This window comes from Rhizobium sp. S96, from assembly GCF_030382195.1.
GTDB lineage: Bacteria > Pseudomonadota > Alphaproteobacteria > Rhizobiales > Rhizobiaceae > Rhizobium.
Genome location: NZ_JAUDRY010000013.1, coordinates 163,841 through 180,344, shown reverse-complemented (window position 1 = coordinate 180,344; position 16,504 = coordinate 163,841). Strand labels below are relative to the sequence as shown.

Sequence of the window (16,504 nt, the reverse complement as noted above, 5' to 3'; positions counted from 1 at the left end):
CAATTCAACGTGTCGATACTCGTTAGACATAAGCCTGTCCTCAAGCCTGTGCTTGAGCCTTTCTGCTTATGCCGACTGTCCGGTCGAAATGGGGTGCAGTTCACCAGTATCGCGCAATAGACAATCCATCAATGTTCGAAGCCACACTCTAAGGAAGACCTCGGCCTGCACCTGCTGAATGCCGTTAGAGAACGACCGGCCTCGGAGCGGCGAACCTCTCAGTGCTGCGCGCAAGATCGATTGGATTTGCGTGTGGCCTTCTGTGTATGGAAGGGGCGCCAGGTGTTTGAGGCATCAAGATCAATCGGCAAGACCCGCTTCTGGCCCTACTCCGGCGTTATATGGAACTGAAATGGCACCCTATGCAGTAGGGTGCCATCTTGTGCTGTCAACTCGATGCATTCCTCGTCCGCAAAGCAGCCACCGACGAGCCTATCAGTGAGGATATCCCTCGCCGCGCGTGTCGCCTCCAGAATGGCTTCGTCAGTTCCCGACAACTCTAATCCTTCGTCATCAACTTCAAGGAAACCGTCTCGCCGGATGTGGAAATAGAATCTTGGCATCGATCGCTTCCCTGTTTTACTGGAAACGTCCCTTGCAAAGAGTTGGTTCCTCGCCTGTCGGCGACTACCTTTCTAGTTTCTTGTCGGCAGATGGAATGCACGGTCCGCTTCTAAGCTGTGTGCGGCGCCAGCGCCGGCCAGATCATCTAAGATCCGAACAGGCTGTCAGGACGAAACCGGAGAACTCAACCCAATCTGAATACGCGCCAGCGGTGCCGTCAGCTTCCAGACGACCAACCCGTCCTCGAAATTCCAGTTCGCCTGACCGGAAAGAGCAGATGGCACCAGCTTGCACAGAACGAGGGCGCCAAACCCCTCCTCCTGCGCCAGCAAATCGGCATAAGCCACTGCCGGCTCGCACCAGATGAGCTCGAAAATATACCCGCCTTCGTCTGTCGTGACGCTCCACATTACCGATATGCCGTCGAGGTCTGCTAATCCAAAGCGCATCGCGTTCATGATCAGTTCGTGAAACGCCATGCCAAGATTGAGGACAGCGTTGGCGTCGAGAGCAATCTCGGGGCCACCCACCTTGACCCGGTATGATGCATCGAACGGCTCGAGCTGGTGAGACACCAGATCGGCAAGTCTGACGCCGGCCCAATCGACCTGCGAGAGAAGATCATGTGAGTGAGACAGCGCCATGATGCGCTCGCGGACCCGTCTCTCGAAATCCTCGATCGAACGGGAACGTGTTCCAGTTTGCCTGATAACCGCAAGGACGACCGCGTACTGGTTTTTAACGCGATGATTTATCTCTCTCATCAAAAGACGAAGACGGCGCTCGCTTTCGCGCGCGTCTGAGATGTCCCGAGCGATGCTCAATGCTCCGATGCGGTCGCCGGAACGGTTCTTGATTGGAGAGATGGTGAGCGAGACTGGGACCAACTGCCCATCACGATGACGGAGCGTTGTCTGGAGGGTTTCGATCCGCTTGCCGAGCTTCAGCAGGCGCAAGATATCAGCTTCCTCATCCCGTCTGTCATTGGGTAAGATCAGGGAGATGGGCTGGCCAACAGCCTCGACTTCCGCATAGCCAAACATGCGCCTGGCGGCGCTGTTCCAGCTCGCGATCGTGCCGGAAAGATCCTTGTAAATGATTGCATCGAACGACGAATCCACGATGGCCGCAAGGCGTTCTACTGTATTCTCTTCCATGACCAACGCGTTCGCTTGTTGAGGCTTAGGCTGGAGGGATTTAGGCAGGCACCTCATAATTCAACCTCTCTGGCCGCAAAATATTCAAGTCAAGGTCGCGCATTCGGACAACAGAGTACGCGCTTGATTGGTCTCACCTAGAGGGTCAGGCTCGGTCATAGGTAAAGGAGGTCAGTAAGGTGGTTACGAAGTTGCTCGCCCGCTCCTTGACGAGCACCTCGGTCCACTCACTCGTCCCTCGAAGTCTCAGATCGGTATAGATGCTATCGACCGCGGCCTCTTCGATACGCTTTATGTGCGCCTTGAACTCTGCTTCGCCACCTGTGCTGTAAAGGTCACGGATGACCATGCGCAGGATTTCCTGGATCGCGATCTGCCACGCAGTGTTGATTGCCTGTAGTTCTTTTATGTCCGGTGCCATGGGTCTCTCTTCTATTGCGTGGACGCCACGCACCGCGCTCGATCGTTTTGAGGCCGCACTTTCGAAGGCTACTAGGCCTGTCTTGCCTTGCGGTTCGCGTAGCGCCGGTCGCGTTCGGCCTTGCGCGCGGCCTCATCTTCGATCACCCGCGCTATGCGGGCCTTGTCGGCGGCCTCACGCGCGTCTGCCTCGGCCATTGCTGCGGCCTCGGCAGCGGCTTGACGTTCTACCGCCTCGGTCTCGATACGGCTCTGCTCGGCGAGCTTCGCGCGCTCGCGTTCAAACCGTCGCTCTTCACGAGCGGTGGCGATGGCTATGCGTTCGGCCTGTCTCGCGAGCTTGGCTGGGCCAGCCGCAGCCTGCGCCGTGCGGTAAGCATTGAGGAGGGCCGCTTTGGCGTCAGCGGATGCGGCACGGCGGTCCGCGACTTCGTTGGTTCTGGTATTGGTCATTCTCGTCCTATGCGTTGTTGCTGAAGAGATCAGCGTTTCCTGGCTGGCGTGGCGATGGGATTGTATGCCGCCGATATGCGATCCGACAGTTCCCTGGCAAGCCGCGCCTCCCGCAGCCGGAGCGTCTTGGCGTCCCGAGCCTGGGCGACAGCTTCGAGCTCCTCTGTCGCGTTGTTCTTGGAGAAAAACTGTGTCTGAACGGTGCTGAACGCATGCTCCGCCTGCTGGCGGGATTTGCTATATGTGTCTGTCACTACAACCTCGTTAGCTTGACTAGTAGCCAAAACGAAAAGGCCAGACAAAACGCCTGGCCTCAGTGAAACAGCTTCCGGCAGTGCCAGTACATCCGTGGTCAAAGGGAAGCGAATTTCATTTTCATGCGGCCTGCAGATTGGTGGCCGACATCTTGCCCGACTTCATGTCGCGCTCGAGCTCGAAGCCGATCTTCTGGCCTTCAACGAGTTCGCGCATTCCGGCGCGCTCGACTGCCGAGATATGAACGAACGCATCAGCGCCGCCGTTGTCAGGCTGGATGAAGCCGAAGCCCTTGGTGGAATTGAACCATTTTACTGTGCCAGTGGTCATGATGAACCCTTTCAAAGCATAGAGTGAGAGACCGCGAAGCGAATGCTGCGCGGGTGAAAACCGACTATTTTTGAAAGAGAAGGTTCGAATAGAGCGTGGTGCCAATCACGCGGTAGACAAAGCTCGGCAAGCAAAAGATCGATGGAATATGAGTAGATGAATGAAAGCAGAACGTCAACGATTAGTTTTGCAAAAGCGGAATGAACATCCTCAGGTTGAGATGGCGCATTCCCAAGCTGCAATACATTTCCCACGCTCGGTCAAAGGACAAGCGAAGGAAATGGCGATCGCGGATGCGATACCAAGCTTTTCGACAGAACGCCGCCCCGTCTCCCGACACCTTTGCAGGGCAGCGATCAGCCGTGGCTGAATTCATTTGCTATTCCCACGCATGACGCGCAAGGTCCTCCCATCGGTAGCCATTGAACGGGCGTTGCCGATTGAGGGCTCGATTTCACCCTCGCCCCAAAAGGAAGGAGGACGATGTGTCTTCCGAGAATCTCCCCAGAAAACTGAACGAGAGCCACGCCGACGCCCTCAACAAGGTGTTGTTCGATGCGGGCTACTCCGGCGATGTGGTGTCACCTGGCGCAGGAACGAATGCCGCCACCAAGCTCCTGATCAGCCTTTTCCACGAAGGTGTCACAGATCCGGTCCACTTCTCCACGGCTTTAGAGCGCGCCTTTGGTCGATCAGACCCGGTCGTCTTCCACTCAAGCACGCTCCACCAGTATGCAATTCGGGGTCTGCCCCCTGCCAACGACAGACGCTTACGTGCAGTTCGTGGGGCGCCGGAGGAGCCAAGAAATGTCGTCGATTAAAGATCTCACCCACAAGGGCATGCTTGGCCGCAGCGTGACTGATGCTGAACGCACAGCGATCCACGCCAAGGAAATAGCCCTCCAGGAGAAAGCTTACCAGGACGAAAAGAATGCCCATCTTCGCGCGCTGCGCCTGGAACGCGACCGGCTAAGCAGTAACATGCACTGATGATAGATTCTGGCTTGCAAAAAATGCGCAGCGCTTTCGACAGGGATGCGGCGGCGCGACTTGGAACAGCCACGCCGCGCTTGCCGAATTTCCCGGAGGTGGCGGCAACGCCTTCGGATATCACGATTTGAGGGCTTGACGCAGTGGCGTCGATGTGGCGTTCAATGCCACCTGAAGGACGTGGATTGGCGATGCACACGGTGCGAGCGCGCTCACCCCGAACGACACTGATCCCCGCGCCGCACTCCCCATGGAGTGGGATTCCCACTGAATTGAGATCATCGATTGCCTTCGTTGCCTTTTCTCTTGAAACAACCCGAACCGTTGCTCTTGGCCACCCGAATTCAGAGTCTAGCGGGTCGCCCAAATGCGCGGCAGCGACATCTCCCTTGCTGACCGTGAACCCTGGAGTTATGGTAGGTGAAGCATATCCGATTGTCGCTGGTGTCGGCAGTGATGGCCAACGGCAACGAGGCTTGCAACTCTTAGCGCCAGCGTGGTCGATGGCCCTGTTCTCATCGCGATGATCTGTGAAGGAATCCCGAATACTTAGGCTTCCGCTATGTGCAATGAGTACGAACAACACACCAGCTACGTCGAATACTGCAAGGTGGTGCAGAACCTCGCGCTTGGCGTTCCGATAAAAGAAACGGAGCTGGATATGCCGCCGGGTGATGACATCAGGATAGGCGATATGGCCCCCGTCATCCGAGCCGCGGGCGACAACATAGTAGAGCTGGCGCAGATGAAGTTCGGCTTTCCGCCAACCCGCGCGCATGGCCCGTTATTCAACTATCGATCGCAGAGAAGGCATTTCGGCGCCAGCCACCGCTGTCTTGTTCCAGCCAGCGCCTTCTTCGAGTTTACGGGAAAAAATCATCCGAGGGTCAAACACCGGTTCACGCTCGTCGACGCGCCGTTCATGGCGATCGCCGCGATATGGCGGCCCGGGCGAAAGGGCCAGCCATCGGCGTTTGCGATGTTGACGACCGAGCCTGGGTCGGATGTGAAGCCTTTTCATAATCGCCAGGTCGTTATCCTTCGACCAGGGGATTGGAAAGCGTGGATCGACCTTGACGAGCCTGAGGAAGAGTTGTTGCGCCCGCTTCCGGCTGGATCGCTGAACGTAGAGTGGCAAGTCGCAACGCCGCATCCGACATGGAAGCAAGACGGATTTTGAAAATCGGATCACCTTTCGTGCCAGCCATTTACTTATATGTGGAATCGCAAAAATCGTCGTTTCTACATTTAGCTTCGTTTATTATAGCTAACTGAAATAGAAGGCCTTTTTCTTGTCCCCAACAGCCGTCTTGGCGACCATGGGCAATAGGGCTAGGCACCGTCAGGCGGCGCGAAGAAACAGTTCACGTCGTTTTCCGTCGGATGAAGGCAGATGTGATATCGGCCATCGCCCGAGGGCATCTCGTCGCCATATGGGATGAAGAATCGGTGCGGTTTTGTCGCGAGGTGGTGGTCTCCTGCATGCAGGAAGACGGAAAAGCCATGAGGCCCTGGGCTGATATCCTGAGCGGGAATGGCTTCACAATCTCCACCAACATCGTGAGCTTTGCAGCACGCCGGAGGATAAGTCCAGCCGCTCTTCGCTTGATGGGCCTCGGCTCTAATTAGAATACCAACAGCGATAGCCGCAAGTGTGATCAGGGATGCGGTTGATTTGACGAGTGTCATTGCACACCTCCTTGGAGGCAGCCCTCGAAGAAACGCCGAGAAGTTGCTTCGCCGATTGACAGGAACGCGCTGTCTTCTTCCATGCGTTGATTGTGGTCCGGGTGGGTCCCCAACGCCTTACGGGACATAGCTGCTATTAGAATGCGATTGCGAGAAGGCCTACTATAGCCCGGATGCCGGGCCGGAAGCGCCATCGGCACTTTTCCATTTTATAACATACTGCTCCGGTGCGCTGGAGTGAAATCAAACCATTGCTGCTCCGACCCGGTCTGCCGGTAATTCCAGTGTTGGTGACGCGTCCCCTTGGAAGGAGGGCAGTTGGGAGCCGCTTCGAGCCTCCGGAAAAATCTCCGGCACAAGCAATACACAATTACTCGCGTTATAAGGGGTCTAGGAGAAGGTGGGCCAACGATTCCACGTTTAAGTAAGTGACTGGACCTTCCGTGGGTGCTTTTTTATTCGCTCTCAACTGAGCTCGCCCCAATATGCGGGCAATACGATCGCCCGCGCTTCCCCCACGCATTGGACATTGAACTGGGTGGAACTGCGGTTGCGGCAAGCATGCCGCCTCCCGCAAAGGAAAGTGTCGAAAGATAACGGGGCCGACCATCGAGACAGCTGCCCAAGCCGCCGAATGCAATCACCATATTCTTTTCGACAGAAGGTATGGGGGATTGCTGTTGATCGGCTGACTGTAACCGATTCTCCTGCCCCACGCTGTCCCAGCCCTCCTGGTGAACGGTGAGCATCCCATGGTGTTAACCCTTTTTTACCATGCTTCAACGCCTCGTAAGGGAATAACGCATAGGGATATGCGCGCCAAGGCGAATAACGCTTCGCCGTTCGTGGTCCAATCCATGATGGCACCGTGGTACTCCACCACGTGTCCCAGGACACCTCAGCCGGCTTCCCACCCAACAGGTCCGGGCAGGAAGCCGGCCTTTTTGCGCTACCCAGTACACTCGTCGCTCACCATCAGGCTACCAACTCACGCTAACCTTCGAACCACTTGAGATTGGAGACGCTGGCCGAAATACATATCACGATGCCAGGGCCCATTTCCCGCAGGCTCGTCAGCCGATAAGCTGTCACGTCTTGCAAGTTTCCCGGTCGTACAACGGTGACAACCTCGACAAGGTGACCAAGGGCATCGGCGAGCGCAGTCCGTTGCGAAGTGCATCCCTGGCCGCCTGACAGCTTCACGGATGACAGCAGCGTTGGGGCATCGTGTCGGCGGGCTCAGCCCGACCTCTGGCCAGCATCCGAAAACCTGCGCGCCGAGCCGCGAGCTGTCGCGCAGGCCTCAATGCCAATCTGGCTGGGGCCAAACGTCTCGAAGACGGTGTGCGTCTACCCGTTCTCAAGGATGGTGCGGGATAAACTGCCCATCTGCATCAACGCCTACTCTATATTACATTCGCTGGTGGGGCGGCCGAAGAGGAACCCCTGGCCATAGTGGCAGCCAAGCTCTTGCAGCGCGCGGAGTTCTGTCACGGTTTCCACACCCTCGGCGACGACGTGCTTTCCCAGTGCCGTCGCCATATCAATTATGGCTTTCACGATGGCTAGATCGGCGTGTGAGCTTGTCATCGCACGCACGAAGGCGCCGTCGATCTTGATCTGGTCATAGGCAAGTTCCTTCAGATGTACGAGGGACGCAAAGCCGGTGCCGAAATCGTCAAAGGCAACGATGAAGCCTGCAGCGCGCAACGCCTCGAGCTGCGCGCCGATATCGCCGCCCTGCTCCGACATCATGACCCCTTCCGTGACCTCGATCTGGATATAACGAGGCGACAATCCTGCCGACCGGGTCGCGTCCAGGATTTCCTCCACAAGGCTTGGGCTGTCGGGAAACGCCATGAACTGCGACGACGAAACGTTGATCGCAATGTGCCCGAAATCGATACCGGCCATTTCCCACGCAGTGGCTTGTGCGACGGCGCACTGCAGCACATAACCACCGATGCGCCTGGAAAGTGTCGGGTCGTCCAGAGCCGCGGCAAAGGCCGAGGGGCCGATTACCGATCCGTCTGACCTCTTGAGCCTCAAAAGTGCCTCAAAGCCGACGCGCCGTCCCGTATCGAGCGCAATCTTCGGCTGGTAATGGAGTGTGAAGAGCCCCTGTGCGAGCGCCTCTTCCGCGAGTGCCAGCGCCGCCTTGTCGGATTTCGCACGATTGAGCCGACCAGAGTCGACCCGGGTCAACAGATAGCGGTCTTCGGATTGCAGGAGACGTTCCACAACGCAAAGCGCCAGCCGAGCCAGCATGCCGCGCACGTCGACCCCGAGGCGTCGCGGCACCCGATCGAGCACGCAGAGCGAGCCGAGCCGAAGCCCAGGCTCGATCTCCAGCGGCACGCCGGCATAGAAACGGATCCTGTCGCTTCCGGTGACGAAAGGGTTTTCAGCGAAGCGAACGTCGCGAGCGGCGTCCGGCACCACGAAGGGTCTCGGCGACTGGATTGTGTAGTCGCAGAAGGCGTCCATCCTGGAGGACCCGACACCTTCGATGCCCCGCTTCGACTTGAACCACTGGCGTTCGCCGTCCAGCAAGGTGATGAGGCCGATCGGCGTATCGGCCGCAAGGCAGGCTGCATCGACCAGTGCATCGAGCACCGGATCCGGGCCGGACGACACAATGGACAGTTCTCTCAGACGTTTGAGGCGAGCCACTTCGTCCGGCGGGAGGCCCTCGGGTCCGAACATTTCGGGGGAAATCGCATGGCGGTCAACACACTGAAGCATATGGCTCTTCTATTCTTACCGTTGTTGGATTTCGCTCAGGCGATAGCCGACGCCGCGGATGGTCTTGATGACCTCACCGCTCGCGGCATCCAGCTCCGCAAGCTTCCCGCGTAGCCTGTTGATGTACACGTCGATCGTCTTGTCACGAGGATCGTGCTCACGAAAGAGCGCCTGGCGTGCAATGCACGACTTCGAGCAGTCTTCTCCCACACTGTTGAAAAGGACCTGCAGTATCCTTCCCTCGAGTGCGGTCAGCGGCTGACTGACGCCATCGAAATCCATCGACAGGCGTCCGATGTCGCAATCGATATTGCCGATCTTGAAAGCAACACTCTGTCGCAGACTAGTGCGGCCCAATCGCGCCTCGTGCAGGCGATGGACGCGGGCGCGCAATTCCTTCACGCTGAATGGCTTCATCACATAGTCATCCGCACCGACGCTGATGGCGTCCGCCCGGCTATCGGCGTCTCCAGCGCCCGAGATCATGATGATGGGCACGTCGGAGCGTGAGCGCGCAGCGCGAAGCAGTTCCAACCCACTCCCGTCGGTCAGGTTGATGTCTATGAGGATGCAGTCATAGGCAGCGAGTTCGTTTGAATGAATGAAGCGGTTCGCTTGCCTCACGGATGCAAGACAGTCCAGCCGGTCCCGGGAATCCGACCAATTTAGCCGCAACATATCAACGACGTCTCGCTGATCTTCGATGATCATTATGTTCATAGTCTCTTCGAATGTTTGGTGGTGTGACCCAAGCCTATTTTCCGCGCGCAATAGGGCGGCGAATGGTGTTGGGCGCAGCATTGGCCGCATGTTTTAACTCATATGGTTTTCGGGTTGAGGCTTTCCAAGGTCGAAAATGGGGAGTTCATGCGTGCCAGCCGGTTGACGAAGTCCGGTTCCAACTGTTTCACAAAGCAAAGATGAAGGTGACCCGGATCCCGCTGAACAACGATACTGCCGACCACGACGTCAAACCTGCCGAAAACAAGGTAAGCGTGATCTGGAATCAGCGACTTTCCGACGCGCACTGGGTGGCGGCATCTCCGCTTTGGTCGTTGCCTTGCGTCCGACAACGGCATGGCTCTGGGTGGGTGGAGCAACGCTGATCATCGCCTGGCGACTGCGTAAAGATGGGTCCCTGTCTCGCGATGCTCGCCGACATTCGCAAGATCTCTACGGAAACCAGGCTCTTCGCGAGATCGCCGGCAAGGCCGCGAAGCTCGGCGGGTGGGTAGTGCACCTGCCTGATCGGCGGATCGAATGGTCGGACGAAACCTGGGCGATCCACGAGAGACCAAGGGGCAAGACGGTCACCTTCGAGGAGGGGATCGGCTATTTTGCGCCGGAATGGCAAGATGCGATCATCCGGCACTTCGAAACTTGCGTGGCGACCGGTCTGCCCTACGATATCGAGGTGAAGATCATCGATGGTACGGGCCGCCGGAAATGGGTTCGCGCAATTGGCGTGGCGATCCGCGACAAGATGGGACACATCTCGCGTATACAGGGCGCCCTTCAGGATATCGACGAGCGCAAGCGGCTGGAAAATACGGCAAGGGATCTTGAGCGGCGCTTGGCCGAGTCCATGGAGAATATCAGCGATGCGTTTTTCCAGCTCGACGCCGATTGGCGCTTCACATACCTCAACCATCAGGCCGAACGTCTGCTGGAGCGCCCGCGATCAGCGCTTATGGGCCGCCTGATCTGGAAGGAATTTCCGGAGGCCTCCTCGGGGATCATCCGGCAGAACTATGAACGTGCCGTCCGCGAACACGAGACGGCGGATTTCGAGGTATTTTACGAGTCCCTCAACGGATGGTTCTCGGTCACCGCCTATCCTGGCCCCACGGGCCTCACCGTCTATTTCCGAGATGTGACGAAGCGGCGCGCGGCCGACCAACACTTGCACCTTCTGGAAATGGCGATATCGAGAATAGAGGACTTCGTCATAATAACAAAGGCTGGCTCACAGCCCGAAGACGGCCAAACGATTGTCTACGTGAACGACGCCTTCGTCAGGATCACCGGCTATTCACCGCACGACGCGCTCGGCCGTTCGCCCGGCTTTCTCCAGGGGCAACGGACTGACGCCGACACCATCGAGGAGATCAACAACGCCATCGCGCGATCGGAAGCGATCCGTGCCGAACTTATCAACTACGCCAAGGACGGCCGCGAGTATTGGGTGGACATGAGCATCGCCCCGATTATCGGCTCGGCCGGTCGCGCCACCCATTTTGTGGCGACCGGTCGCGAAATCACCGACAGAAAGAGAACGGAGGAAAAGCTCGCCGAAAGCGAGGAACGCTTCTCGATCGTCGCCATGATGACGACAGACGCAGTCTGGGACTGGGACATCGCGACAGGTCATGTGCAATGGAACAGCAACATGGCATCGGTCTTCGGGCATGAGGACGTATCGGTGAAGGACGGTTTTCGGGAATGGGAATCCAAGATCCATCCCGACGACCGCGAACGCGTGGTGTCAAGCGTGCTTGCAGCAATTGATGGACGAGCAGAAACCTGGCAGGAAGAATTTCGCTTCCGTCGCGGAACGGGAACCTACGCCGAGGTCCTGGATCAGGCCCACATCATCCGCAATGCCGCAGGCGAGGCGACCCGGATGGTAGGTGGCATCCGGGATATCACCGAAACACGATTGAACGAGGCAAAACGACTGCAAGCGCAGCGGCTTGAAGCGATAGGTCAACTGACTGGCGGCGTCGCCCATGATTTCAATAACCTGCTGACGGTCATTATCGGGACGGCGGAGACATTGGCCGACGAGATTGCCGATCCGCGACTGTCTGCAATCGCACAGTTGAACCACAAGGCCTCGCGGCAAAGTGCCGCCCTCACGCGCCAGCTACTCACCTTCGCGGGACGGCAACCCCTCGAGCCGGCGTCGCTGAGCATCAACAGGATCATACGGGCCATGGAGGGATTGCTGTCGACTGCTCTTGGCGAAACCATCATCCTGCATCTTGCGCTTGATCCGGCGGCAGGTCACGTCAGAGCGGACGCTGCGCAACTGGAAGCGTCGATCATGAACCTGTGCATCAACGCGCGCGACGCGATGCCGGAGGGCGGCAGGCTGACAATCTCGACGGCGCAAAGCGGTGACGACGCGGTGATGCGAATCTCGGACAACGGCTTCGGAATGGACGCGGAGACGCGGGCCAAGGCCTTTGAGCCGTTCTTCACCACGAAGCCCTTCGGAAAGGGCAGCGGGCTAGGTCTCAGCATGGTGTATGGCTTCGTGCGGCAATCAGGGGGACGGATCGAAATTGAAGCGGAGCCGGGCATGGGAACAACCATTTTCATGTCCTTTCCTCGACTGGCGTCCACCGAAATACCCGCGGAGCCTATCTCGAACGGGATGCTGGATGGTGGCAATGAACGAATCCTCGTCGTGGAGGATGATCCAATGGTCCGCGAATTCGCAGCGGGCACACTCGTTTCGCTCGGTTATTTCGTCACATGCGCGAACGACGCAACGGAAGCGTTACAGATCCTCAAAGCAGACGCGCGGTTCGATTTGGTTTTCTCCGATGTGGTCATGCCCGGCCCAATCGACGGCGACGCTATGGCGGTCAAGATCATGACGCTGTATCCGAACGTCCCGGTCGTCCTCGCGACCGGCTACGCGGACGTCGAACGCATTTGCGACACGTCGCGATACCGGCCGCTTTCAAAACCCTATACCCGCCGGCAGCTTGCGGAGACATTGCGGGCGGCGATCGACGCTTCGCAGGACGATCGATGAGCGCCTGTGTCGGGGATTAGTCAGACGAGGAGCGACCAAGGCCGTTTCGCGGGCAGCGGGTGATAGCCGCCCTCATCAGGCGCAGTGCGATCAACCGTTCCCCGTGGGCTGCGCCGGAAGCAGCCGCCATATGTCGATCGGTTTTGCCAGCAAGCGGTCGATCTGGCTCAGCAGCGGCTTCAGGTGAGGCATTTCCATGTGGGCGTCGAGATCCGCCTGGCTCTGCCATTTCTCGTAGAACACGAAGACGTGTGGATCCCTGGCATCGACGTGAAGGTTGTAGTCTATGCAGCCGTTTTCGGCCCGGGTTGGCTCGACCTGATCGACGAGAAGGCGGAAAAGCTCTTCTCGCGTTTCCGGGCGGGCTGTCAGTGTCGCAATGAGCGAAACGGTCATGGCATCAGCTCCGCTTCTGGCTGAGCGCGACGGCAAGGATGATGATGCCGCCGCGGGCGATCAGTTGCTGGCTGAATTCGAGCCCCATCAGAATGAGACCGTTGTTGATGAGGCCGATCATCAGGGCGCCTACGATGGTCCCGATCACCGTCCCCCTGCCACCGAATAGGCTTGTGCCGCCGAGCACCGCAGCCGCGATGACCGAAAGTTCGTCGCCCTCGCCAAGCTGAAAGCGGCCAGATTGCAGGCGCCCCGCATAGAGCATGCCGGCGAGCGCTGCCGCCAGCGAAGAGATGACCAGCACCTTGAACTTGATTGCCTTCGTGTCGATGCCGGAATAGCGCGCCGCCGTCTCGCCGCCGCCGGTCGCCAGCACCCGTCTGCCGAAGCCCGAGCGCCGCAGCGCGACATGGCCGATTCCGCCAAGCACTGCCATCCAGAACAGCAGCACCGGCACCGGCCCGAGATTGCCACCGCCGAAGAGCCAGGCATAGCCGGTCGACAGGATCGGTACCGCCGCCGTTGCGGATATCCACATGGCGACGCCCTTGGCGATGCCCATCATGGCGAGCGTGGTGAGGAACGAGGGAATGCCAATACGGGTGGTCAGCCAGCCGTTGAACATGCCGACCGCAAGCCCGGTGGCGATGCCGGCCCCGACGCCGACGAGCGGCCCTCCGGCGGCAATCGCCATTGCAACGGTGACGGTCGAGAGGCCAGCGACCGCGCCGATCGAAAGATCGATCTCACCGGCCGAAAGCACGAAGGTCATGGCGATCGCCATGACGGCGATCATCGCCGTTTGCCGCACGATGTTGAGCAAATTGTTGGGATTGAGGAACCCCTTGTCGGCCAACGCCACCGCGAAGACGAGGAAGATGACGATGAAACCAATGTAGATGATGTTCTGGCGCCAGTTGGCGAAGATGGCGTTAGCCATTGGATACCTCTTGAACCGCAAGGGCTTTCTGGATTTCGATCTGCAGCCGCTGTTCGGCCGCCTGGAGACGGTGCGCAAGGTCATCGCGAGGCACCGACGGGTCATCAAGCGCCTCGCGCGCCAGGTCCTGGTGGACGCGCCCCTCGGACATAACGAGAATGCGGTCGCAGGCGGTCAAAAGCTCGGAAAGTTCGGACGAGATCATGATGATGCCCTTGCCGGCAGCGGCAAGCTCGCGCACCAGGCGGATGATCTCGGATTTCGAGCCTATATCGATACCGGCGGTCGGCTCGTCGAGAATGAGGATGTCGGGGTTGGTCGCAAGCCACTTGCCGATGACGACCTTTTGCTGGTTGCCGCCCGAAAGCGTCGAGACGGCGTGATCGCGGCTCGCCGTTTTCACGCGAAGGCGCTCGATTTGCGCGTCGGTCAGATCGTTTGCGGCCTTCGTATCAACGAGGCCGCCCGTGGAAAGCCGATCGATGACGGCAAGGATCATGTTTGAGGCGACAGAATGGGCGGGGATGATGCCCTGCGTCGCACGCGCTTCCGGCACCAGCGCGACACCCGCAGCGATAGCGTCGCCCGGCTTGCGGAACGCGACCGCACCGCCCTTGATGTATATCTCTCCGTTGACGGCCGGGTCGATGCCGGCAATCACCCGCGCAAGCGACGAACGGCCCGACCCGAGCAGACCTGCAAGCCCTATGATTTCGCCACGATGCAACGTCAGGGAAATGTTCTCCGGCTTTTGACGACCGCTGACATTCGCGAGCTCCAACAGCACTTCGCCCTTCACGGCCTCGCCGCGCTCGACGTCCGACAGCCCTTTGGAGCGCCGGCCGACGATATGTTCGATCATCGTGTCGATCGGCAATTCACTAAGCGGCGCAGTGATGACGTGGCGACCGTCGCGCAGGATCGTCGCGCGATCGGCGATGCGAGCAATCTCGTCCATGCGGTGGCTGACATAGATGATCGCCACCCCTTTCGCCTTCAACTTGCGCAGGAAGATGAAGAGCCGCTCGACATCGGAAACGGCAAGCGCCGTCGATGGTTCGTCCAGAACCAACACCCTGGCATCCTGCGAGATTGCCTTGGCAATCTCCGTCAACTGTTTCTGGCCGGCGCCGAGATCGCCGACCACGGCCTTCGGGTCGACGAAGACGTCGAGGAGTGCGAAGATGCCCGCCGCGCGCCGCTCGGCTTCCCGGTCATCGATAAACCCCGTTCCGTCACGGCACTCGCGCGTCAGGAAGATGTTCTGGGCGACCGTCAACGTCGGGACCAGGCTCATTTCCTGGTAGTTCATCGCGATGCCGGCCGCGCGCGACGCCTCCGGCGTATGCGTCGTCAGAGGCACGCCGCCAACCTCGATTGCCCCCTGGTCGGGGCGATGCACCCCGTTCAGCACCTTGAGGATCGTTGACTTGCCGGCGCCATTGCCGCCAAGCAGAGCATGAACTTCGCCCGGCAGGACCTCGAAGGATACGTCTTCGAGCGCGCGCACCCCCCCGAAAGCCTTTGAAATGCCGGTCATGCGGACGGCAGCGGCACTCGCAGTCATCCCACCTTCTCCCATTGTCCCGTCTCACCGGAGCGGATAAGGGCGTCGGCGACGAGTTCGGTCAGCAGGCCGTCCTCGAAGTTCGGGCTCGGCTGCCGGTTCTTCGCGATGGCCGAGAAGAAATCGTAGCACTCGACGATCTTCGTCTCCGAATAACCGATGCCGAGGCCAGGGATCGGCCACAGGCCGTTGCCATAGGGATGCGCCGGGCCGGTATAGATGGTGCGGAAGCCGCGGGCATCGCCCGGATCGTCGGCAAACATCACCTGCAGCTCGTCGCGGCGCTCGTAATTGAAGTGGATCGAGCCCTTGGTGCCGTGAATTTCCAAAGTGATGAAGTTGTTCCGGCCATAGGCGTTGCGGGTTGCTTCCAGGCTTCCGATTGCACCGCCCTCGAATTTCAGCATCGAGACGACCTCGTCGTCAACATCCACCTCACCCCGTTCGACATCAGTCGCCTTCTCCGCCGCGCCGAGCTTGTCGATGCCGCCTTGCTGGAGCGGCCGCGTCTTGTTGTAAGTCGTCGTCAGCGCGTTCACCTCGGCGATCGGGCCGACGAGATAGTGCGCAAGATCGACCACATGGGTGGCGATGTCGCCGACCGAGCCTGATCCGGCGATCTTTTTCTGGAAGCGCCAGGAGAGCGGTGAATCCGGGTCTGCCGACCAGTCTTGCAGATAAGTGCCGCGGAAATTCAGGATCCGGCCGATGCGGCCCTCTTCGATATATTTCCTGGCGAGCGCCACAGCCGGCGTACGGCGGTAGTTGAAGGCAACCATGTGAACGATGCCGGCGGCCTTCGCCGCGTCGCGCATCGCCCTCGCTTCCTCGACGGTACGGGCGAGCGGCTTCTCGCAGATGATATGCTTTCCGGCCTTCGCCGCTTCAATGGCGATCTCGGCATGCACGTTGTTCGGCGTGCAGATGTCCACGACGTCGATATCCGGCCGGTTGACGACGGCGCGCCAGTCGGAGGACGCTTCTTCGAAACCGTAGCGCTGGCGCGCCTCCTCTGCCATGCCGTCTGTCACGTCGACAACGACCTTGCGATGTGGAATGGCCGGCGCCGGCCAGAAGAACATCGGCATGGAGGCATAAGCCATGGCATGCGCCTTGCCCATGAAACCGCCGCCGATCATGGCGACGTTCATCACTTTGGTCATCAGTTTTCTCCAATGAAAGAGGTTGGCTGCAACGAGCCGCGTTCATCTGCCGGCGCAAGCCGGATCAAA

Annotated in this window: 17 protein-coding genes; 4 read left to right on the top strand and 13 right to left on the bottom strand. The window is 59.1% G+C overall.

Annotated elements, in window-relative coordinates; translation table 11 throughout:
* Positions 1 to 326 precede the first annotated feature (326 nt).
* The 6 genes from QTL94_RS28470 to QTL94_RS16960 form a co-directional block, all read right to left on the bottom strand.
* On the bottom strand, positions 327 to 563 hold the full coding sequence (locus QTL94_RS28470) for a DUF6894 family protein (RefSeq protein ID WP_502944145.1): 237 nt from the start codon (positions 561 to 563) through the stop codon (positions 327 to 329).
* Between the two features lie 165 nt (positions 564 to 728).
* Positions 729 to 1,721, bottom strand: coding sequence for a sensor histidine kinase (locus tag QTL94_RS16980; protein ID WP_289802592.1), 993 nt, complete (start codon positions 1,719 to 1,721; stop codon positions 729 to 731).
* A gap of 145 nt (positions 1,722 to 1,866) precedes the next feature.
* Positions 1,867 to 2,142, bottom strand: a complete 276-nt coding sequence (locus tag QTL94_RS16975) for a hypothetical protein (RefSeq protein WP_289802591.1) — start codon at positions 2,140 to 2,142, stop codon at positions 1,867 to 1,869.
* A 71-nt stretch (positions 2,143 to 2,213) separates the two neighbouring features.
* On the bottom strand, positions 2,214 to 2,594 hold the full coding sequence (locus QTL94_RS16970; RefSeq protein WP_289802590.1) for a DUF6481 family protein: 381 nt from the start codon (positions 2,592 to 2,594) through the stop codon (positions 2,214 to 2,216).
* A 29-nt stretch (positions 2,595 to 2,623) separates the two neighbouring features.
* A complete protein-coding gene (locus QTL94_RS16965) occupies positions 2,624 to 2,848 on the bottom strand; it encodes a hypothetical protein (protein WP_065690490.1) in 225 nt (74 codons plus the stop codon).
* Between the two features lie 121 nt (positions 2,849 to 2,969).
* On the bottom strand, positions 2,970 to 3,179 hold the full coding sequence (locus tag QTL94_RS16960) for a cold-shock protein (RefSeq protein ID WP_025662430.1): 210 nt from the start codon (positions 3,177 to 3,179) through the stop codon (positions 2,970 to 2,972).
* A 485-nt stretch (positions 3,180 to 3,664) separates the two neighbouring features.
* On the opposite strand from QTL94_RS16960, the gene QTL94_RS16955 reads away from it, so the two are divergent.
* The 3 genes from QTL94_RS16955 to QTL94_RS16945 all read left to right on the top strand — a co-directional run bounded on the left by QTL94_RS16955 (position 3,665) and on the right by QTL94_RS16945 (position 5,349).
* Positions 3,665 to 4,000, top strand: a complete 336-nt coding sequence (locus QTL94_RS16955; RefSeq protein WP_083199304.1) for a hypothetical protein — start codon at positions 3,665 to 3,667, stop codon at positions 3,998 to 4,000.
* Positions 3,987 to 4,169 (top strand): hypothetical protein, encoded by a 183-nt coding sequence (locus QTL94_RS16950; RefSeq protein ID WP_289802589.1) that lies wholly within the window; start codon positions 3,987 to 3,989, stop codon positions 4,167 to 4,169. Before QTL94_RS16955 ends, QTL94_RS16950 begins: the two co-directional genes overlap by 14 nt.
* A gap of 562 nt (positions 4,170 to 4,731) precedes the next feature.
* Entirely contained in the window at positions 4,732 to 5,349 is a 618-nt protein-coding gene (locus QTL94_RS16945; protein ID WP_289802588.1) for an SOS response-associated peptidase, read from the top strand.
* Positions 5,350 to 5,501: 152 nt separating this feature from the next.
* On the opposite strand, the gene QTL94_RS16940 is transcribed toward QTL94_RS16945, so the two are convergent.
* The 3 genes from QTL94_RS16940 to QTL94_RS16930 all read right to left on the bottom strand — a co-directional run bounded on the left by QTL94_RS16940 (position 5,502) and on the right by QTL94_RS16930 (position 9,323).
* A complete protein-coding gene (locus tag QTL94_RS16940) occupies positions 5,502 to 5,858 on the bottom strand; it encodes a hypothetical protein (RefSeq protein WP_083199303.1) in 357 nt (118 codons plus the stop codon).
* 1,401 nt (positions 5,859 to 7,259) lie between these two features.
* Positions 7,260 to 8,603: a sensor domain-containing phosphodiesterase gene (locus tag QTL94_RS16935; protein WP_289802587.1), complete on the bottom strand. Its 1,344-nt coding sequence runs from the start codon at positions 8,601 to 8,603 to the stop codon at positions 7,260 to 7,262.
* A gap of 15 nt (positions 8,604 to 8,618) precedes the next feature.
* Positions 8,619 to 9,323, bottom strand: coding sequence for a response regulator transcription factor (locus QTL94_RS16930; protein WP_289802586.1), 705 nt, complete (start codon positions 9,321 to 9,323; stop codon positions 8,619 to 8,621).
* A 340-nt stretch (positions 9,324 to 9,663) separates the two neighbouring features.
* Between QTL94_RS16930 and QTL94_RS16925 the strand changes: the two genes are divergently transcribed.
* The gene (locus QTL94_RS16925) at positions 9,664 to 12,369 is read left to right on the top strand and encodes a hybrid sensor histidine kinase/response regulator (RefSeq protein ID WP_289802585.1); all 2,706 of its coding nucleotides are present in this window, start codon (positions 9,664 to 9,666) and stop codon (positions 12,367 to 12,369) included.
* 90 nt (positions 12,370 to 12,459) lie between these two features.
* Here the strand turns inward: QTL94_RS16925 and QTL94_RS16920 are convergent, their stop codons facing one another.
* The 4 genes from QTL94_RS16920 to QTL94_RS16905 are packed head-to-tail and all read right to left on the bottom strand — an operon-like array spanning position 12,460 to position 16,435.
* The gene (locus QTL94_RS16920; protein ID WP_065690439.1) at positions 12,460 to 12,765 is read right to left on the bottom strand and encodes a putative quinol monooxygenase; all 306 of its coding nucleotides are present in this window, start codon (positions 12,763 to 12,765) and stop codon (positions 12,460 to 12,462) included.
* Positions 12,766 to 12,769: 4 nt separating this feature from the next.
* Positions 12,770 to 13,705, bottom strand: a complete 936-nt coding sequence (locus tag QTL94_RS16915) for an ABC transporter permease (RefSeq protein WP_065690438.1) — start codon at positions 13,703 to 13,705, stop codon at positions 12,770 to 12,772.
* Entirely contained in the window at positions 13,698 to 15,272 is a 1,575-nt protein-coding gene (locus tag QTL94_RS16910) for a sugar ABC transporter ATP-binding protein (protein WP_289802584.1), read from the bottom strand. Before QTL94_RS16910 ends, QTL94_RS16915 begins: the two co-directional genes overlap by 8 nt.
* Complete coding sequence (locus tag QTL94_RS16905; RefSeq protein ID WP_065690436.1) at positions 15,269 to 16,435, bottom strand: levoglucosan dehydrogenase; 1,167 nt, start codon at positions 16,433 to 16,435, stop codon at positions 15,269 to 15,271. The genes QTL94_RS16910 and QTL94_RS16905 overlap by 4 nt, the downstream gene beginning before the upstream one ends.
* Positions 16,436 to 16,504 lie beyond the last annotated feature (69 nt).